General features: G+C 44.2%; 18 protein-coding genes. 7 read left to right on the top strand and 11 right to left on the bottom strand.

Annotation, left to right across the window (positions count from 1 at the left end):
• Positions 1–630, top strand: coding sequence for a bifunctional 4-hydroxy-2-oxoglutarate aldolase/2-dehydro-3-deoxy-phosphogluconate aldolase (locus L3V33_RS05660; RefSeq protein WP_237289818.1), 630 nt, complete (start codon positions 1–3; stop codon positions 628–630).
• 119 nt (positions 631–749) lie between these two features.
• On the opposite strand, the gene L3V33_RS05665 is transcribed toward L3V33_RS05660, so the two are convergent.
• Entirely contained in the window at positions 750–1,289 is a 540-nt protein-coding gene (locus L3V33_RS05665) for a disulfide bond formation protein B (protein ID WP_237289827.1), read from the bottom strand.
• 9 nt (positions 1,290–1,298) lie between these two features.
• Positions 1,299–1,454, bottom strand: a complete 156-nt coding sequence (locus L3V33_RS05670; protein ID WP_004732395.1) for a DUF5993 family protein — start codon at positions 1,452–1,454, stop codon at positions 1,299–1,301.
• Between the two features lie 297 nt (positions 1,455–1,751).
• On the opposite strand from L3V33_RS05670, the gene L3V33_RS05675 reads away from it, so the two are divergent.
• Complete coding sequence (locus L3V33_RS05675; protein WP_237289829.1) at positions 1,752–3,995, top strand: hypothetical protein; 2,244 nt, start codon at positions 1,752–1,754, stop codon at positions 3,993–3,995.
• A gap of 66 nt (positions 3,996–4,061) precedes the next feature.
• Here L3V33_RS05675 and melR read toward each other — a convergent pair whose 3' ends face one another.
• Positions 4,062–5,069 carry a transcriptional regulator MelR gene (gene melR / locus L3V33_RS05680; RefSeq protein ID WP_193835104.1) on the bottom strand — a complete coding sequence of 336 codons (1,008 nt, stop codon included), beginning with the start codon at positions 5,067–5,069 and terminating at the stop codon, positions 4,062–4,064.
• Positions 5,070–5,396: 327 nt separating this feature from the next.
• On the opposite strand from melR, the gene L3V33_RS05685 reads away from it, so the two are divergent.
• The 3 genes from L3V33_RS05685 (at position 5,397) to L3V33_RS05695 (ending at position 10,554) form a co-directional block, all read left to right on the top strand.
• Positions 5,397–6,749 (top strand): alpha-glucosidase/alpha-galactosidase, encoded by a 1,353-nt coding sequence (locus tag L3V33_RS05685; RefSeq protein WP_237289831.1) that lies wholly within the window; start codon positions 5,397–5,399, stop codon positions 6,747–6,749.
• A 71-nt stretch (positions 6,750–6,820) separates the two neighbouring features.
• Positions 6,821–8,239 (top strand): melibiose:sodium transporter MelB, encoded by a 1,419-nt coding sequence (melB, locus tag L3V33_RS05690; RefSeq protein ID WP_237289833.1) that lies wholly within the window; start codon positions 6,821–6,823, stop codon positions 8,237–8,239.
• 104 nt (positions 8,240–8,343) lie between these two features.
• Positions 8,344–10,554: a hypothetical protein gene (locus tag L3V33_RS05695; RefSeq protein WP_237289835.1), complete on the top strand. Its 2,211-nt coding sequence runs from the start codon at positions 8,344–8,346 to the stop codon at positions 10,552–10,554.
• Between the two features lie 103 nt (positions 10,555–10,657).
• Here the strand turns inward: L3V33_RS05695 and L3V33_RS05700 are convergent, their stop codons facing one another.
• Positions 10,658–10,918 (bottom strand): DUF5062 family protein, encoded by a 261-nt coding sequence (locus L3V33_RS05700; RefSeq protein ID WP_076679323.1) that lies wholly within the window; start codon positions 10,916–10,918, stop codon positions 10,658–10,660.
• A 448-nt stretch (positions 10,919–11,366) separates the two neighbouring features.
• On the opposite strand from L3V33_RS05700, the gene L3V33_RS05705 reads away from it, so the two are divergent.
• Positions 11,367–11,582 (top strand): hypothetical protein, encoded by a 216-nt coding sequence (locus L3V33_RS05705; RefSeq protein ID WP_237289837.1) that lies wholly within the window; start codon positions 11,367–11,369, stop codon positions 11,580–11,582.
• Between the two features lie 131 nt (positions 11,583–11,713).
• Here the strand turns inward: L3V33_RS05705 and L3V33_RS05710 are convergent, their stop codons facing one another.
• Positions 11,714–12,370 carry a QnrS family quinolone resistance pentapeptide repeat protein gene (locus L3V33_RS05710; protein ID WP_017057760.1) on the bottom strand — a complete coding sequence of 219 codons (657 nt, stop codon included), beginning with the start codon at positions 12,368–12,370 and terminating at the stop codon, positions 11,714–11,716.
• Positions 12,371–12,690: 320 nt separating this feature from the next.
• Here L3V33_RS05710 and L3V33_RS05715 point away from each other — a divergent pair, with 320 nt between their 5' ends.
• Positions 12,691–13,281: a TetR/AcrR family transcriptional regulator gene (locus L3V33_RS05715; RefSeq protein ID WP_237289847.1), complete on the top strand. Its 591-nt coding sequence runs from the start codon at positions 12,691–12,693 to the stop codon at positions 13,279–13,281.
• 90 nt (positions 13,282–13,371) lie between these two features.
• Here L3V33_RS05715 and L3V33_RS05720 read toward each other — a convergent pair whose 3' ends face one another.
• The 6 genes from L3V33_RS05720 to L3V33_RS05745 all read right to left on the bottom strand — a co-directional run bounded on the left by L3V33_RS05720 (position 13,372) and on the right by L3V33_RS05745 (position 20,648).
• Positions 13,372–14,643: an anaerobic sulfatase maturase gene (locus L3V33_RS05720; RefSeq protein WP_237289857.1), complete on the bottom strand. Its 1,272-nt coding sequence runs from the start codon at positions 14,641–14,643 to the stop codon at positions 13,372–13,374.
• A 119-nt stretch (positions 14,644–14,762) separates the two neighbouring features.
• Complete coding sequence (locus L3V33_RS05725; RefSeq protein WP_237289859.1) at positions 14,763–16,508, bottom strand: arylsulfatase; 1,746 nt, start codon at positions 16,506–16,508, stop codon at positions 14,763–14,765.
• Between the two features lie 123 nt (positions 16,509–16,631).
• Entirely contained in the window at positions 16,632–17,063 is a 432-nt protein-coding gene (locus L3V33_RS05730) for a tetratricopeptide repeat protein (protein WP_102441078.1), read from the bottom strand.
• Positions 17,064–17,270: 207 nt separating this feature from the next.
• Positions 17,271–18,476, bottom strand: coding sequence for an iron-containing alcohol dehydrogenase (locus L3V33_RS05735; RefSeq protein WP_102441077.1), 1,206 nt, complete (start codon positions 18,474–18,476; stop codon positions 17,271–17,273).
• Between the two features lie 227 nt (positions 18,477–18,703).
• The gene (locus tag L3V33_RS05740) at positions 18,704–19,147 is read right to left on the bottom strand and encodes a hypothetical protein (RefSeq protein WP_004732424.1); all 444 of its coding nucleotides are present in this window, start codon (positions 19,145–19,147) and stop codon (positions 18,704–18,706) included.
• Positions 19,148–19,232: 85 nt separating this feature from the next.
• Positions 19,233–20,648: a coniferyl aldehyde dehydrogenase gene (locus L3V33_RS05745; RefSeq protein WP_237289861.1), complete on the bottom strand. Its 1,416-nt coding sequence runs from the start codon at positions 20,646–20,648 to the stop codon at positions 19,233–19,235.
• Between the last annotated feature and the right edge of the window lie 84 nt (positions 20,649–20,732).

The following is a 20,732-nucleotide window of genomic DNA, read 5'->3' on the forward strand; positions in this document are numbered from 1 at the left end:
ATGCCTACAATTAACGAACAGCTAAAAGCACTTAAAGTTATCCCTGTTATCGCGATTGATAACGCAGAGGATATTATCCCTCTAGGCAAAGTATTAGCTGAGAATGGACTTCCCGCCGCTGAAATTACGTTCCGTTCAGACGCAGCTGTTGAAGCTATCCGACTGCTTCGCCAAGCACAGCCACAAATGCTGATCGGTGCGGGCACCATCTTGAACCGTGAGCAAGCACTGGCCGCGAAAGAAGCAGGCGCAACCTTTGTGGTATCACCGGGATTCAATCCAAACACGGTTAAAGCATGCCAAGAGATCGGCATTGATATTATCCCAGGCGTGAACAACCCAAGCACTGTTGAAGCGGCATTAGAGATGGGCTTAACAACCTTGAAGTTCTTCCCTGCTGAGGCGTCTGGCGGTATCAACATGGTGAAATCGCTAGTCGGACCTTATGGCGATATTCGACTGATGCCTACAGGCGGCATTACGTCATCAAACATCGACAATTACTTAGCAGTGCCTCAGGTATTAGCCTGCGGTGGCACTTGGATGGTGGATAAGAAGCTCGTTGCAAACGGCAAGTGGGATGAGATTGCCCGCCTAACGCGAGAGATTGTTGAGCAGGTGAATCGCTAAGTAAACTAAGCCAAGCCAGCCAAACTGTTAGCAGATTTGGAAATGCGTTACATACAAAAAGAGCGAGAGGTTGGCCTCTCGCTCTTTTTGTTCAAATCCAGAAATTAGCCACCAGTCCCTTAATTAAGTAACCAATAGCTCACCGGGTTATCAGGGCACTGATAAGGACCACATTCGACAAATGTAGCAATAGCATTCAATGCCACCACCACGATTGCTAGTAAACACACAATCCGTCCAAAGTTACTCATTTTGTAAGGTTCGTGAGACTCGGCCTTATTGGTTAGTATCAGGATCACGGCAACACCCAATATAGTTGCAGCGAACAACACAAAAGCCCAAGTGTAATAATGCATCCCAAAAATAGGACTGCCATAACCAGGAGTGCCCGGAATCACGTGTAGGGAAACTTGTCTTAACGATGTGGCGACACCATACAAAGCGCCAATTAGCACAACCCCATAGTGACGCGATTGAGGCCCATAAACCACATTCAGCATGAAGCCAAACGCGACCATCACAAAGCCAATCCGTTGCAGTAAACACAGTGGGCAAGGAAGTTCATTGAGGACAAACTGAAGAACAAAGCCGATCAATAAAACGGCTGTCATGCCTAGCAGGCCAAGCGTATTCAAGAGAGTTAACTGATTTCGATTCATGCTAGCTCCTTACAATAAGATCGAGAGTGGATCAGTCGCATGATGATTGAACCAATACAAACCAAGGATCACTGAGCTAGCGAAAAAGCCATACGCAGCGGTCTTTGTACCAAAAAAAGCACATATCATCGCTACAAGTAATAACAAAAACAGTAAAGACATCATAAGGGGCACCCCCTCCTTATTTATCGAGTTCAGTCATATTGAACATCATAAAACACCCGCACCTACTTCCTTAGTCATTCACCTTAGGTGAACCAATGGATTACGGATTTAAAATCATCAACTTAATAGTTGTTAGTAACCTCCAAACTGTCAAGTTAGAAGCTATATGCTGATATCTATTCGAGCTAACCTCCCGATGTACACCGAACCCCAATACCGTACTTTGCTACACTGACATAGCGTGACATGCTTAATTTAGCTGATATTAAATCGCTCCCATTATGGCTAGGAAGCTTGATGAAAAAACACCGTACTCGACTACTATTGGCCCTTCCCTTTACATGCCTTGTGTCTTCAAACACCAGCTTGGCAAGCTATACCATTGTGCTACCAAGCCAACATGAGAATGGGTTCAACTTACATGGCTCCTCCTTATCAGCCAGAGAGGTGATCGATTGGGAGGTCAACAATAGTGACTTGGTGTTTGGGGCTTACGCCGATAAAAATGATAACAAAAGCGTCAGCGCGATTGGTTATATGTACAACCAAAAATTGGATCTGAATTCAGGAGAATTAGAAAACGAAATTAGAAATGCCGCAGAGCGAAATGGCATTGATTACGAAGATTTTTTCCTACACTTTTCAGAAGACACGATTCTGGCAGAGCCTGATACGAGTCACGGTGCCAATACCACTTTAAATCGCAAACCTATGATTATCGGCTATACCGCTGATGAAAAGCACGCGGGCTTTGCTCTTTATCAACCACCACCTTGGGATGCTGATGTGTTTGAACATTTCGACGAAGGTGGTGCTCTCTACGTTTATCACTCTGAGAAATTCAATCACTTAGCATTTGAATTTTCACACTTTGCACAGGGCGGAGAGTTTCAGATTGAGTATCCATCATCGATGAACGTTGAGGGCAAAGTCACGGCATGGTCTAGCGTCGTTATAATGGAAGATAACACAAGCAACATGACCCGAAACCAAGCCGTAAACTGGCGAGTCCCATCTAACTGGGTAAGAGCAAATACTCATGATGGAAGTGGTCAGAGTTATGGTGGGGGTCAATATTTTGGTTCTACGTTTATTCGAGATGGCGGGCGTTTATACGTTGTTAGGGTACGCTGGCAAGGGAACCAAAATGATATCCGCCCTCGCTTAAATCAAGTTCAATTGAAGGACCATTTCCCGAAAATCATACTCAAAGATCTGCAGACTTCAAAGACAGATTCACAACCACCAAACGAAACCAAGTATTGGCGCAAGATCCGTGGTTTTGACCAATCAGCCGATCTCGACCAAGACAACTATTTATCATCTTCTGAATATGAGAATAGGAACAACAAATTGGCTACGGCTCAATTTCGTTGGGAATCTCGCGTCATTCCTTTCGGCCGAATGTGGAACCAAAACTCATCATGGTCATTGACCAACCTTGCTAACCCAGATCTACTGATGTTGATGCGAAACTACTATTCCAAACATTGGGGGCAACAAGGGCTCAATGGCGCCTACAACGACGATACCAACAAACTCCTTGGCAGCAATCAATTTGAGGTTCATTCAGGAGGAACAATTCAAGAGCTTGGTCTTGTCGTAGGGTCTGATGAAGCGGATAAGCGATACAAAGAACAATTCGCAGACTTTCTCAAACAGTTATCAGCTAGCGACGACACTCTTTCAATTGGCCTTAATATTGGAACGGCCAACCTTTATGGCCGAAACGGGCAATCACACTTAATTGACTCAGGAAACCTGTACTTTAGGGAGCACTACTTATTCCCCTCTACAGGCTTTAGTGGTTATGCCGGATTGTCTAAGTTTTGGGATAACTCAGCGTTAGCTAACACTGATTCAAACGTTATATTCCAAGCCACTACTCGCTATGGGCGCGTTCAATACCTAGGTAATAGCCAAGATAACTGGCAACAAGATAAGTATTCAACCCTCGCTATTTATTACCTCAGTTACCAGCCACAACATAGTTATTTTAACCAGTGGAATAGCAGTTATGTGTATGGCAGCGGCAATACTACCGAAGAGAATTTTTGGAAGAGTGGTGTGCCGAAAAACATGGCTTACCGACCGACACAACTGCTCAAGGTAGACCTAGGCTTTCCAGCCAACCGGATTCCGAATAAATTAGAACCCATTCCGTTAATGCTTTCGACCACACACTCAACACCCAGTGACTACACCATTGTCGGCGATTCAACCAAGCATCAAGTTGTGCATGCTGATCTGCCAAACGGTAAGGTTCAGCTGTTACCAACCTATACCTATTTTCTTTATCGTTCGGAAACAAACATCGTAGAGGGAGGCCCACAAGAGATGGTGCTCGCAAGAGAGTTTGAGCATGGTCGCGTACTCTTCCGCACCGATTTCTACGGTAAAAACCCAGACTTTTATTCAGCGCCTAAACTCAATATTCCATTAAACAAGCCAATGAGGCCCATAGATATGAATGGCAAGGTTGGTGAGTATGTGAAAGAAGTTAAGCTTGGGGGATATCAAGGGCTATTTCTGCTTTATTAGCCCCTTAGCCCCAAGTTCAGGGTATTAGCCATCTTTACACAACGGAATAAACACTTACCACTTTTCCTATAAATTATCGGTGACCGTTAGCGGCCTTTTTCCATCACACGCGCCTTTCTCAAGGTCGTAGACGGGGCTGGCTCCATGACTGCTCCACCGATGATCTTCCCTCGCTATTTTTCGATATTGCGTCGGCGTGACGCCAATGTACGTTTGGAAGGTTTCATAGAATCGGCTACTCGAATTGAAGCCCACCGTGAGTGAGATATCGAGAATGGTTCTGTCAGTATCACTCAGTAAAGCGCGAGCATGATTGATGCGCATCGCAGTAATGTACTGCTTGATGGTCATCTGCATCGTTCGTTGAAATACGTTCATTGCATAGTTGGCATGTAATCCAATATGTTCTGCGATATCTTTCACGGTTAATGGCTGGTTGTGATGCGTGGCGATGTATTCCAACATTTGGCTTACATAGAATTGAGAGTGTTTCGACACCCCTTTTGAGGTCGATTTATCCTGTCGATTTACGAGCAGTTGTTGCCAACCATCAAGGCAGATTCTCTTAAGCATCAAGCCAATTTCATCGATGGCCAACTGCTGGCGGCTTTCTGACGAATGCTTTATCTCTTGTACCCAACGGGCAATTTCAAATTCACTCACTAACGAACAAGAATTCGATTGCAACACACTACCGTGAGTTATCTGATTGACTAAATCTCGACTGAGAGTCCACGACATAAAATGATGAATCGGTATGTTGATGATCCCCATATTATGGCTTTGGCCGGGATTGGTGAGTCGATGAGGTACCGATGCCCAAAACAAGCCAATCGATCCGCTCTTAACCACGATTGGGCTGCCGTTAATGATGTATTCCACATCATCCCCAAAAGGAATATTCACCTCAATTTGACCATGCCAATGATAGCCGGGCATGGAGTGAGGAGCTCTGAGTTCGATATCGATTTTCTCATAGGAAGAATAGAGAGAAAGCGGGCTTACCGACACGGTCTCGGATGAGTACTTATCTAAAGTGATAATTCTCAGCGTATCAGGGGTTGATTGCGGCATATCTCGTTCCTTAGGAAATCGTATAAATGACTTTTAGCAGTTCCTCGATAATAAAACTCTGAAGGCGATCATGGTGCCGAAATACCCCATTTCATAAGATCAGCACAATGTGATTAGAGTCAGCATCTTAAGTGCAAAACTCGTTTCATTGCACAACCCTTCACCTTAAAAGCCAGCAAGTTATCCCATTTCCTAAGATTTCCATTCAATGATTTAAAAATATTAGAAAACGGGAGAGCTATTTGATTATCTGAGACGAATCGATGTGGGTTCTAGGTGTAATTTGTCTGTATCAACAAAGAACTCAGAGAGATAAAGGATTCCACTATGCAAAGCCCTAAGATCACATTCATCGGTGCAGGATCAACCATTTTTGTTAAGAACATTCTTGGTGACGTTTTCCATCGTTCTGCACTACAAAACGCTCATGTCGCCCTGATGGATATTGATGGGACCCGATTAGAAGAATCACACCTAGTCGTCAGTAAACTCATGGAATCATCTGGTGCTACTGGTTCTATTTCGTGTCACTTAAATCAAAAAGAGGCACTACAAGATGCAGACTTCGTTGTCATCGCTTTTCAAATAGGCGGTTATGAACCTTGTACGGTCACTGATTTCGAGGTGTGTAAACGCCATGGCCTGGAACAAACCATCGCAGACACACTTGGCCCAGGCGGTATTATGCGTTCGCTACGCACAGTCCCGCACCTTTGGAGCGTGTGTGAAGATATGACCGAAGTTTGTCCGAACGCCACTATGCTCAACTACGTCAACCCTATGGCGATGAACACGTGGGCGATGTACGAGAAATACCCGCACATCAAACAAGTCGGTTTATGCCACTCAGTACAAGGCACAGCAGAAGAATTAGCGCGTGACTTGGACTTAGACTATTCAGACCTTCGCTATACCTGCGCTGGCATCAACCACATGGCTTACTACCTCACTCTTGAGAAGAAAACAGCAAGTGGTCAATACATCGATATTTATCCAGATCTACTTGAAGCTTTTGAGAGTGGTCAAGCGCCTAAACCAGGTATTTATCACAATGGTCGCTGCACAAATTTGGTTCGCTACGAGATGTTCAAAAAATTGGGCTACTTTGTGACTGAGTCTTCTGAACATTTTTCGGAATACACCCCCTACTTTATCAAGCCAAATCGCCCAGATTTAATCGAACGTTATAAAGTGCCACTTGATGAGTACCCGAAGCGCTGTGTCGAGCAAATTGCCGATTGGAAACGTGACCTTCAAGAATTCAAAACAGCTGACAAGATCACCGTTGATGAGTCTCATGAATACGCCAGCACCATCATGAATTCTATCTGGACAGGTACTCCGAGCGTCATTTACGGCAATGTGAAAAATGAAGCCTTGATCGACAACTTACCGCAAGGCTGCTGCGTTGAGGTCGCTTGTTTAGTTGATGCGAATGGTGTGCAACCGATCAAAGCTGGTCGCCTACCTAACCACTTGGCCGCATTAATGCAGACCAACATCAATGTTCAAACTCTATTAACGGAAGCCATCCTCACTGAAAACCGCGACCGTATTTATCATGCTGCGATGCTGGACCCACATACAGCCGCTGTACTTGGAATAGAAGAAATATACGCGCTGGTTGACGACTTAATTGAAGCACATGAAGGTTGGCTACCAGAGTGGGTTAACACGTAATTTCATACTAATAAAAAATACAATAACGTGAATATTAGCGCCTTCTCACCGAGGAGGCGTAAGGAGTGGCAATGAGTATCTCTATGAATACCAAGCTAAGTTATGGCTTTGGGGCGTTTGGTAAAGACTTCGCAATCACCATCGTCTATATGTACCTAATGTTTTACTACACGGATGTAGTCGGTATTTCTGCCGCTACCGTCGGCACCATCTTCCTCGTCGCCCGTATTTGGGACGCGGTCAACGACCCAATTATGGGCTGGTTGGTCAACAATACGCGCACCCGTTGGGGCAAATTCAAACCTTGGATTTTAATTGGCACGCTCGCCAACTCTATCGTTCTACTCATGGTGTTTAGTGCACACTACATCGAAGGTCCTTGGCTCATCGCCTACGCCGCTGTCACTTATATTTTGTGGGGCATGACTTATACACTAATGGATATTCCTTTTTGGTCGTTAGTCCCAACACTCACCTTAGATAAACGCGAACGCGAAGAGTTAGTCCCATATCCTCGCTTCTTTGCGAGCCTCGCGTGGATAGTAACCGCTGCCATTGCAATGCCTTTCGTCAACTATGTAGGTGGTGACGACAAGGGGTTTGGGTTTCAAATATTTACGCTACTGTTGATTGCCTGTTTCTTAGTCTCTACGTTTATCACACTGCGTAATGTCAAAGAACGCTATTCAACCGCAAACCTGGACGCCACACAGCCTGAAGCAAAAGTATCACTGAAAAAGCTACTGTCACTTATCTACAAAAACGATCAATTGACCAGCGTTCTATGCATGGCACTGTCTTACAACTTAGCGACCAACATCATCACAGCCTTCGCGGTTTACTACTTCACCTATGTTGTAGGTAACGAAGAGTTGTTCCCTTACTACATGGCTTATGCAGGCATCGCAAACCTCATCACACTGGTGCTGTTTCCTAAACTCGCAAAAATGTTCTCACGCCGCACCCTATGGGCTTGTGCTTCCACTTTCCCTATTTTAGGCAGTGCTGTTCTGATCTATGTTGGCATGTACGACAAACAAAGCATTCTGTTGATTTCAACGGCGGGTGTGTTCCTACAAATCGGTACAGCCCTGTTCTGGGTACTCAACGTGATCATGGTTGCCGACACGGTCGATTACGGTGAGTTTAAACTAGGTGCTCGTTGTGAAAGTATCGCTTACTCGGTGCAAACTTTGGTCGTAAAAGCAGGCTCTGCATTTGCCGCTTTCTTCATCGGCATCTCGCTCACTGCCGTCGACTATGTACCTAATGTAGTGCAAAGCCCTGAAACCGTATTTGGCATGCAATGCATCATGGTCGGCCTACCTGCTTTCTTCTTTGCCATTGCATTAATCATATACTTCCGCTTCTACAAGCTGAACGGCGCGTATCACCAAAAAATTCAAGATCACCTCACTGAAAAGTATGACCACATCACCAACGATGGCTCAGAAAATCACAAACCAACAGAACCGGCACAAGCAACATAAACCATAGAGTGACGTCAATGTAGGTTTTCGGAACCCACATTGACGTCCATACCAACAACTCTCAACCCTCACTAGCCTTTCTACTTCCAATAAAAGAGAACCGTATGAAACTCAAATTACTTGCTTCTGCCATCACTTTCTCCCTCATGCTATCAGCTGGGGCACATGCACAAAAAAACGACAACATTCTTACTAACCCTAGCTTTGAAAACAAGGGATTAGGGTGGAACTATTGGTTTTCTAACATCAAAAACGACTTTACTCATGAAGGAGAATACCGAGGTCGTATCGCTCAAGGCAAGAATCACCACATTAGTCAAATAGTGACGATTCCTGAAACGGGCTACTACGATTTATCCGCTTATTTTATTAGCCCTTCTAACGATGCCACCCTCGCAATGACTAACCTCACCGATCAAGTATTGGTGAGTGAACAAATTAAGCCGAGTACCAAGTACAAGCGAAAAAATTTGAAACACATTCCATTAGAAAAAGGGGAACAGCTAAAAGTCTGGTTCTCAGGTTCTGCTCAAGGTGGCGTCAGTGTTGATAGCGTCGCCTTAATAAAAAGTAATAAAAACAAACCCCTAAATTTCAACCAAATCATTCAGTTCTCAGCTCAAGAACAAGTCGGAGTCACTAGCGTCAATAAAATTTCTAGGGATATAAAGTTCCAGGTCCCATTCGGCACAGACCTAACCACATTGACCATTGAGAACATCCTAATATCTGAAAACAGCTACTCGTCTGTCAACACGGGCGATGTGATCGATTTCCGTCACCCTGTACAAGTAGCAGTGATAGATGACAACAATAAAGAACAGCTGTGGACGCTCACCGCTATCGAAAAAGAAAAGCAAGTGGTGGTCACCTCTTCAAATTCGAAGCTCCAAGACTCTTTCGAATGGGCGATAGAGAAAACTCAACTTTTCGTAATGACAGGTCAACATGACCTCGTAAATCGGGATGAATACAATAATGACGGTGATGGCAGCGCAAATTACATTCCATCTTATTGGGCTGGCTATTTTGACCGAACCGCTTTTTACTCGAGAGACTTCTTACACCAAGCAAGTGGCGCAAAAATCGCAGGGCTTGAACCAGAAAACTTCTCAATGTTCAAAACATTCGCCAAGCATTCAACAGAATCAAGAAAGTGGTACACACTATGGGCCATTAATTTCGATGGTACGCCACATACTATTGATTATGACGACGACAATTGGTTTGTTCGTGAAGTGCCCGCACAGTTCGAATTTGTTGAAAAGGCATGGAAACAATACCAATGGACAGGGGACAAACGCTATATAGAAGATGATGATCTCTGGCAGTTTTATACCAAAGTTCTCACCGATTACATCGAGCTACATGATGACCAAGATCCTAACGGAATCGCTGAAGGTTATGGCGGTATTTTTGAAGGGTCTGCCACGTACAACGAACGAGGCGAGTTTCCAATTGAAGCTGGCGACGGAATTGGTTCTCAATACCAAGCTACACTCGCTTACTCAGCAATGCTAGAAGCACGAGAAGAATACAGTGAGGCAACACTATGGCGAGAAAAAGCCCAAGAGCTTAAGCGTTATTTTAATGAAGACTGGAGCATCGTAGATCCAAATAAACCACTAGAGAACTACGTTAACATTGTTCAAAAAGATGGGCTGCGCCTAAACGATTTTGGTAAAGAGAATAGTTGGTTCATGCCGATGAAACTCATCACTGAACCTGGAGAAAGAAACAACAGGTATCTTGATTTCATTGCTAGCAATTTAGGTAATGGCATTGGTAGCACGCCAGAGGCACCCAATAATATTGAAGCCTACACCTACATTCCTGAAACCTATTTTCCATATAATCGCAATGCCGAAGCATGGAAGTGGATGCAGTACATAATGGACACTAAAGATGAGCCACACGAACGTCCAACTCAAGGAACCAATGGTGACTACCCAGAAATATCCTTTACATTCATTTCGAATATGATTGAAGGCTTAATGGGCATAAAACCAAACGCCGCAGAGCACCAAGTGACGACAGCTTCTCACCTCACCAGTGACATAGAATGGTTAAGTGTGGATCAGTTACCAATGGGTGAACATGAGCTAACCCTGCGTCATGATGGGCTCACGAAGTCAACGCTTACCAACCGTTCGGAGCATGCCCTAGAATGGGAGGCATGGTTCTATGGCGATTACCCAACGTTAATCGTAGATGGCCAAGCAATCCGTAGTCAAAAGAAACAGGTGAACGGGCAACAAGTCAGCTATGTGATTGTCCCCATAGCTAAAAACTCTACTCGAGTTATTGAAAAGTAGCGCTTAAAACAAAGCCTAGCGAATAACCGCTAGGCTTCTAAGTTCAAATGCCTGATTAGTAACAAACTAAAAATAAGCTCAGTCATACTTGTTCAACTACAGCTTACTTCAGGGGGTCATTATCAGGCAGTGCCTTGTGAATCCATAGCGCCAAACGTTTCTTGATATTCGCTCCATCAAGCTTACTTTCTGGAAGAGGGGTAATCTGATTTACTTCAACAAGGAACAAATACACCGATTTAACCTTTATCGGTTGAGATGAATGCGGCAAATCAAAACCTTGCAATTTTGCCATTTTAAAACCGACCTCTACTGCTTTTTTTACCAGCTTATCTTCATTAATGATCTTAGCGGTTTTCGACATTTTATCTCCATCATCTTTACCGAATGAGCATTGAGTATATCAAACAGAATAGAAGACAAGATCACCGCGATCTCAAATCAAAAAATCTCTTTGATAAATAACATAAAACGCATCACAGACTAAAAGCTGATTCTAATTATATAGACATTGACGAGACAAATAATGATAAGCAAACGGTCTCTTAATAGAACACTCAGTAAATGAGATCTTCAGTCAAGAAACCAAAAGTCGAACAATTTTTGACTTATCATTCCAAAGAATACGGAATACTATGATTCTCATATAGATGATAAGAATTCTATCAACAACCAATAACTTCATGTTATTTAACCAGTTTTATACTAGAACGACTCAGATCATATTTACGGGCACCTATAACCAAAACTTATTTACAAAATACTCATTAAGAAAATAGAATAAATCCACTAATTTTATACTGGTGTTAAAAATGCGTTACCTATGGGCTTCATTTTGTCATAAGAATCCAATCGTCGGACGAATCGTTCATATCCTTGTTATGTTAGTAGCGTTAGCCTCTATCGTTATCCCATTGATCTCAAAAGATGCAACAACAATCTTAGTTTCACTGAGTGTTGCTTTAGTATGTTTTGTGCTGTTTGCCTTCTTTGCGCTTGCCGATAAAATGCGCTCAGGTATGCACTAATCAGCTCAATATTCGCCAAGCATTCTCTTTTCTAAACTTCATTATAAAATGCATGCGACCAAGTACGGAAAAGCCCAAAGTTATTAGCTTTGGGCTTTTCTTCTATAGCCTGCAGTTGGAAATTACAGCTATCAATCGGGCATGACCACAATACCCATGCTTTCAAGCAGTTGCTCTTGCTGCCAAGCGACAATTTTAATCCCCGATGTGTCTACCTTGCGAGGATCTAACCCTTCTAATTCAGCATGACACAAGTTAGCCCCCTGCATACTGAATTGCCCCCATACATCTTCCGAGAACACACCTCGGCTGAGATCAGACTCTTTCAATGACGCGCCGCCAAGGTAAGTGCCTATCCAACGGTTCTCAAACAGTTCGCACTTCTCTAAACAAGCCTGTTCAAAATTAGCGTAAGACAGGTTGCAACCCGTGATGTATGCCGAGCAAAAATACATGCGATTGCTCACCTGATTGGCAAAATTCGCACGAGTAAAGTTCGCCCCTTTCAAGTCGCATTCACGTAGCTCAATACCATAGCAATTCGCGTTACTAAAATTCGCCATCGCCAACTGACAATTCTGAAAACTTGCATCTCGTAAGTCGGCAATATCAAAGTGGCATCCCTCAATATCGCCTTGCTCAATAAACTTACAGTTAATAAACGTTGCATCACGTAAGTTCGAACGTCTGAAATCACAACGGATAAACGTGCAGGCTGTAAATGTAAGCTCTGATAAATCTTGCTGAGCAAAACTGTGGTGATGATAAGTGCTGTTATTGGTGTCCATTTAGCCCCCTAAAGAAATTAAGCTAAGACTACCATTGCGATCTTAAGAAAACACCAAATTAAAAATCAACAAAAACAGCAACTTAAAACACCCTGATTTAGCCATTTTAAGGCACCAAACAAGCCCTTTAAGGTTGTTATTTTCGATTTATAGGATGTGCTTATCTTGAAAAAAGTTTTGTCGCTTAGAAGTGCCAATAAGAGAAAAAGTTACTTTGACGAAACGAGTCAATTATTGACCGCGTCCTAACGCGCTAGACTGGACGGTTGGTATGTTGCTCGTTACACTATTCCTCATTCTCAGCATAAAGAGTAAGAACAATGAAAGACATGCGACAAGCTATGCTCGATGCAGGGTTTAGCCTTATTAATGAACACGGGTTTGCTGGTGTTGGCCTGATGAAAATCATCAACCAAGCGCAAGGCACGAAGGGTTCTTTTTACCATTACTTCAAATCCAAAGAACACTTTGGTGAGATCCTTCTTACTAACTACTTTGATGAGCATCTCGCTAAGCTAGACGACTTTTTAAGTGATGAGTCGCTTTCTCGTCGTGACCGCGTAAAAGCCTATTTCGAGTTTTGGTGTGCATCGAAACTGACTGAAGACTTCAATATCCAATGTCTTGTCGTAAAACTGGCGGGAGAAGTATCTGGGTCTGCTAACCCGTTACAGTCCACAATGGCAATAGGTGCAGAAAAGATCATCCTGCGTATGGCGAAGCTATTTGAAGAAGGCAATGAGACCGGTGATTTCACGATCGCAGAGCCCGAATCGCTGTCTCGAATGCTTTATGGCCTATGGCTAGGCTCAACGCTCATGGCCGCCATGCAGCGTAACCGTTCGATTCTAAACAATGCCATGGAAGAGACTCTTCTCGCCATGAGCCCAGCCCAGGAATCGGCTGACTAGATACCCGTTACCAAATACCAAATACCAAATACCAAATACCAAAAGGCTCGCATAATTTATGCGAGCCTTCTATCTTACTGTAAACATTGATTAAATCGATTCACGCTTACTCCGCCACCCCAGACGAGACGGAATATTATTAGCTTTGAGTAAGCCCTTAATAACAGGGTCGATATGCTTGAAGAAGCTCAGCCATCCTTCACAGAGATAATTTAACCCAGCCTCACCATCTCGACTTTTGATGATGCGGTTTTTAGGGCACTCGCCATGGCATGCAAATTTAAACTCACAGGCTTGGCATTGTTTCGGCAGAGACTTCTGTTTGGCGAACCCAAAACGCTGCTGCGCTGATGAGAAAGCTAAGGTGGAAAGTTCTTGCTCCTGAATGTTACCCAACTGAAATTCAGGAAAAACATAATGGTCACATGAATAGACATCACCATTCGGTTCAACCGCGAGCCCTTTCCCGCAAATCTCACTCAATGTGCACATCGTGCTTTCTTTCCCCATCCACACACCAAAGAAGTTTTCAAAATAAGGCACGAGCACCTGACCAAAATCATGTTGGTACCATTCATCAAAAATCGTAGAGAGAAACTCTCCCCATTGTGCTGATTCAACACTCCACGGCTCTAGATCGCCTGAAACAGGAATGATCGCCTTCTGGTTGGTGAGCCATTTGTTGTTAGTATGAGCAGCACGCTTATCGACCACAGGAATAAACTGCAATTGCTTCGAACCCACTTCATCACGCAGAAAGCGATAGACCTCTAATGGATATTTTCCTGTCACATCATTCACGCAGCTTAGGGTCGCGAACTCGACATCATGCTGCTTCAAGTAGCGAATGCCACGCATTGTTTGAGAAAAAGTACCTTTGCCTGCACGGTTGGTTCGGTAGTGATTGTGTAAGTGCTCTGGGCCGTCAATGCTCACACCAATGATAAAGTCATTCTTTTTGAAGAACTCACACCACGCATCATTCAGTAACGTACCGTTGGTTTGAAGGTCATTGCTAATCTTGCTGTAGCTAGGACAATATTTTTTCTGCAGATCGACGACTTTTTGAAAGTACTCAACCCCCAACAAGGTAGGCTCTCCACCGTGCCAAGAAAAGATGATTTCATGCGTATTCTGCCCTTCTATGTACTGCTTGATATAACGCTCTAACAGAACTTCATCCATCGTATATTGAGAGCCTTTTGGGTATTCAAGCAGCTGTTGTTTTTCTAAATAATAACAGTAGGTGCAACTGATATTACACACCGCACCTATCGGTTTTGCTAAGGCCTGAAGTTTACTGTGTGCTTTGCCATTGAACTGCGGAACTGAACTCAAGTTTGATAGCGATAATGTCGTCATGAAGAGTGCCTCGATGTAAAAGTTATTGTATTAGCTAAAACAATTCGTAATTCCTTTACACGGTGTTCATCGACCAACCAAGCTTGATGGCATTAGGTTGGCCGAGTGGTTTTTTTCCTCTATTTCACGTTTTCAAACGGGTTCCACGCTTCATCAACTGGGACGATATTTTGCGCTTTTTCGTATTCTTGATATTCAGCGACCATTTCAAGGAACAGATCTGGCATTTCATTTCTCAAGTCATGTTGCTCAGCAGGATCTTTCTTGGTGTTGTATAGGTGCCACTCACTGTCACCGCCCATTCCCGTAGAGATTCGGATGATCTTGTAATCACCTTTAAGCAAAATCCCGCTACCAAACAATTCAAATGGAATCGCATTGTTGGCACTGTGCACGTCTGCCGTTTCCCCTTTGAAGTAAGGCAACAAGCTCACACCACTCATCGGCGCCACTTCTCGACCTTGATATTCCGTTCCTGGATGCTCGACCTCTGCAATCTCAAGAATCGTTGCTGCAATGTCCTTCACTTGAGATAAGTCGTCTGTCTGAGTTCCCGGTTGCAACGCATCTTCACCGTCTAAAAGCGCTTTGGCTGGCTTAACGATAAATGGCACACGGATACCGCCCTCTGCTGTATAAGCTTTGTACCAAGATAGGCCACCGGTTGAAGCGCTTGCCCACTCAGGACCAAGTGACACACTGGAGTTCGCCTTACCTAAGTTTTCAGTCGAATTATCGAAATGATGAGCAGTCCACGTTCGGATCAAATCACTGATATTTTCACCGGTAATATCCGCCGCTTCTGGGCCGTTATCCGCTAGATACATAATGTAGGTATTGTCGTATTCGCCGATTTCTTTCAGGTAATCGACTATCTGGCCGACTTGGTGGTCCTGCATTTCCATCATGCCCATCGCGACAGCCATTTTCTTGCCATACCACTTTTGTTCTTTCTCAGAGAGCGAATCCCAAGGTCGGCTTAATGCGTTACGATCTGAAATATCGGCGTCTTTTGGAATCACACCCATCTCTTTCATGCGTTGAAAACGGTCTTCTCGAACCGAGTCCCAACCATGCTCAACGTAGTAGTCGACTTTATCTTGATAGGCAGACTCAGGCGCTTGCAGTGGCAGGTGAATACCGGTGAATGGGACGTAGGCGAAGAAAGGCTTGCCGTCGTCTTTTTTGCTGTCGATCATCTTGATGATCTCGTTGGTGTAAACTTGGTCTGAGTACTCGCCTTTGTATTTATCCTCAACCACTTCACCGTTGCGGTAAGTTGGCTCAACTTCAACACCGGGAATATCGCCTTTTTGCAACGCATCCGCTGTCGCAGCGTTTTTGGCCGGGAACATCATATCTCGATTAAAGTGATTCGAGCCGCCCGCTAAGATACCGTAACTCTCACCAAAACCTCGATCGTCAGGTAAGAAGCCATCGTCGTGCCCCAAGTGCCATTTACCAGAGAGGTAAGTGTTATAGCCGCTCTCTTCAAGCAGCGTGGCGACCGTAACACCTTTCTTTATGAGGTAACCTTCATAACCCGGCTTACCAATCGCGCCCGGATAGACGGCATAGTCGAAGGTGCCTAGCCCAACCTCGTGGCTGTTTGCTCCGGTTAACATCATAGAGCGCGTTACCGATGACGTTGGTGACGCGTGAAAATTAGTAAACTTAACCCCCTCTTCAGCCAGCGCCATTAGGTTTGGTGTATTGGCTTCTGAGCCATAAGGCTGAGTATCGGCAAAGCCCACATCATCGCCAACAATGACAACAATGTTCGGTTTTTCTGATTCTGCGGCCAGAGCAGCACTACTTGCCGCGGCCATTGCAGTGAAGACTAAAGATTTCTTGAATGTCTGCATAAGACGTTCTCCAATTTCTGTGATTAACTTTTTCAATAATTAACTTTTCTGCGAGTAACTTTTTCTGTGATTAACTTTTTCTGTGGTTAACCTTTTTGTGATTAACCTGAGTTAGGATTTGAATTAATGCGCGGCTTGCGACATCCAATGTAATAAGTCGAGCGCGGGGTCATACTCTTGAGCTGCTGCCATGCCAATCCAGGTGACAGCCTCCGCTTGGCTGGCTTGAACGCCACTTCCAGAGATATACATCAACCCAAGCTGTGTTTGAGCTTCAGGGCTACCGTTATTGGCTGCGGTGACGAACCACTCCGCGGCTTTTTCATCATTCTGATCTACGCCATCTCCGCTCAGATATAAGTAAGCGACAGAGAGTTGGGCATCCAATTGCCCTTGGTAAGCCTCATCCAACAATTGCACGACATCTTGATGCTGCTGCGATTGGTCCATGGTGGTGTGGTTCTTAGAGCTTTCGCTTCCAACGCTTGCTTTAGCAAAAAACAGTGCAGCTAAAACACCAGTCAGAATCACGGTAGTTAAACGTTTATTGATCATTTATTTCCTCCTCGGGAATAAAGGTCACAACGTCCCTGTTGAATGAGTTAGGTGAAAAGTAGGAATGGCGCGATGATGCACAAGCTTGATAGCAATACGTTTTCGATTTTCATAATTGGCTCTCGAGTAATGATTGTTGAGTGAATCAGGGACTGAATCATCGACTGAATTAAATGGTCATAACATTCAGTCGATTAAGACAGAGACTTAAATCGCTTTCTCTATGATGGTTTCAATCGTCTGTTTCGAGATTGGGTAGAACTGAAAACAGATGTCTTTTTCAATCGCTTCTGCAATGTTGCTCTTCTCTTGCTCATCAAACTTCCAGCTGCTGAAACGCTTCATCGCACCCACACTGGTTTGGAAGTTATTTAAGAAATCCAACACGCGTAGGTAAATCATTTCATCAGTTCCCGTGCTGTCGACAGAGAATGCTTGAGCTAACTTCGCCGCATTCGGCATGTAGAACTCTGGCAGTGCTTCAATCACAACCGGCATTAATACCGTGTTGGCATCACCATGTGGAATGTGGCTAATCGCACCAAAAGCGTGAGCGCAGTTATGAATCGGAATCCCGCCCAAAGACGAATAAAATGCAGAGATCGCCATGGTACTTGCTTGAAGAAGGTTGCCACGTGCCGTTAGGTTTTCTGGTTCTTTAAGTGCCAAGGGTAAGTTTTCAACAATCAATTTTGCCGCCTGAATTCCGTAAGCGTCGGTGAATGCATTACTCATTGGTGAGACAATTGCTTCAACAGCGTGTGTTAGTGCATCCATGGCGGTAGAACGAGTCAGGTGAGCTGGTAGCTTAGTGGTCACCGTTGGATCAAGAATCGCGATATCGGCTTCCAATCCCGATGCGACTAGGCTTGCCTTAATGTTTTCATGTTCGTTGTAAAAAACAGCAATAGGAGAAGCTTCTGCGCCCGTACCAGCCGTTGTCGGAACCGCAATGTGGGGCACTCGAATATCTTCATTGTTTGGCCATACATCCATATGACCACCACCTGCAATTACGGTGCGAATGTCATCTATCTTCTTATGAAATGCGTATTTCACACCTTTAGAAGCATCAATTACGCTGCCGCCGCCAACAGACAAGATCGCATCAGCATTGACGCTGTTTGCAAACTCAATGGCTGCGTTGATGTTGTCGCAAGTCGCGTCTGGCGCGATATCGGTGTACACGCCAACAAGCTGAACCGCTTGTTCATTGCCTGGCTGGTTCACCTTTTCGTTTACAAACAACGCCGAGAACTGCTCAACAAAACCAAGAGACTCCAAGCCTTTATCAGAAAAGAGCACGACTCTTTGCGCACCTAAGCGACCAAAAAGAGAAGGGATATTTTCAATGCCATTCTCTTGAGCATGAACAATGGTTTTAAGTTGAAAGTTAAAATTATTGGTTGTCATGGTATTTACCTCATTTCTAGTTGATGACTAAACAATAACCAATACAAACCGGTCGGTCTAGAGTGTTGATGTCAAAGATATGTCAATTAAGATCTTTATGGATCATTGCCCCAAAACGAAAAAAGCCCGCAAATGCGGGCTGTAGTGATAAGTAAGCTAGTGAGTGATCATTGAATAAGTGTCATTGACTCACCATGAGCAACTTATTAACTATTAACTATTAACTATTAACGAAGATGAGCTGGCACCTTGCTTTTGTCTCTAGTGAGGTAGTAATACAGGTAAACTAAAGAGTAGACAGTCACAAATCCATCGAGCGCAAACACACCGCTCCAACCATAAAACCACTCATAATCGTTGATACACACGTTGTATAAGAATATGCCCACAAACATCGACTTCTCAAATGCACTGTAAATCATGGTCGAAGTACGCAGCGATTTGTACTTCGCCGAGAACATCAACAACACACCAATACAGCCAACCATGACTCCCCAGTGTTGATAGGTACCCATAAGATACTCTTTGTTCACCATCATCGTATCGTTGTACGAGAACAGCGTTTGCATACTCCAATCAGGCGCAAGGAAAGTAGAGAAAGCGGTTGCGGTTAAGAATCCTGTAACCATCAAATACGCTTTCATCGTTCGTTCAAAAAATCGTTCCAACATAAAAATAACCTCTTAAAATAACGTCGTAAAAATAATTTCTTATAAATAACTTCTTGTAGATAAATTGGGTGATGACAGAAATGATTTACTTGCCAAGCATGCTCATCACTGCGGTCTTTAATTCGTTGTCTTCTTTTGAAAACAGATGCTTAACTCGATGATCTAAGCCTGTTTCCAATACGGTTTTGGCATGGGAGAAAGTAAGGAAACCTTCTTTGCCGTGATAGTTGCCCTGACCAGATTCACCAATGCCACCAAACGGCGCGTCATCAACTGCTAAATGGAAAACACAGTCATTGATACACATTCCTCCGGAATGAACTTGGTGTTTAACCTGAGCTTGTAAGCTCAAATCAAAGCTCATTAGATAGAGCGCCAACGGCCTTGGTTTGCTATTGATGACTTGGAACGCCTCTTCGATATTGCGATAAGTAATCAAGGGTAATAGTGGGCCGAAAATCTCTTCGTTCATCACCTTGGATGACAGGCTTGGTTCAACAATCAGGTGCGTCACCAAACGGTGGTTATCTAAGTCCATCGCTTCGTCATGGCAAGCGACGGTTCGCGTTCCAGTTTGTCGTTCTTCATTCAACAAACCAACTATGCGGTCGCATTGACGAGGATTGATTAGGGACGTCAAACTCTCGGAATAGACCCCTTCATCGAACAGCAATTGGTACTGTTTTTTATACTCTTGAATGAAAGATTCAACTTTCCCTTCAGGTAGCAATACATAGTCAGGAGCTACACACACCTGCCCGTTATTGAGGCTCTTACCATAAATGATTCGCTCAACCGCGATATCAATTGGCATGTCTTCTGCAACGATAACTGGTGACTTACCACCTAGCTCTAGCGTGACTGGAGTTAGCGTGTCAGCCGCTGACCTCATCACTTGGCGACCCACTTGGGTTGACCCCGTAAACAGAAGATGATCAAACGGCAACGCCGAAAATGCGGCTGCGATTTCTACCTCACCTTCAACCAAGCACACCTCATCGGATTGGAAGACTTCCGCCAATAGCGCTCTTAATACTTGGTTCGTCGCTGGGGTAAATTCACTCATCTTGATCATGGCGCGATTGCCCGCTGCCAACGCCGAAATAAGCGGGCCGACGGATAACATGATCGGGAAGTTCCACGGAGCAATGATCCCGACAACGCCTTTGGGTTGATAAACCACTTCAACACGAGAGGTTGAAAGCAAAGGGCCGGAATGACGAATCGAAGATGTCGACCAATGAGGTAAACACTCAATGCTGTGATCAATATTTCCGATGCAAGGCAATATGTCGGCCATCAAAGTGTCTTGTCGACTGCGGTGACCATAGTCCTCACTCACGGCTGAACACAAACGATCCGTGTAATCGATAAGCGCAGATTTAAGTGCAAGCAACTGCTCAATTCTCACCGATACCGCTGGCATCGGGTTCTGTGCAAAAGCTCCCTGCATGTTGTTCAACGTCATGGTCATTTGTGTTGGCGTCAATTCGTATTTCATACATCACCTCGTGGTTAAGATGAGCACACAATAATACAAATCAGACCGGTCGGTCTATATTTTTATTGTCAGAGAATCGTCAAT

The organism is Vibrio sp. A2-1, assembly GCF_021728355.1.
Lineage (GTDB): Bacteria > Pseudomonadota > Gammaproteobacteria > Enterobacterales > Vibrionaceae > Vibrio > Vibrio splendidus_K.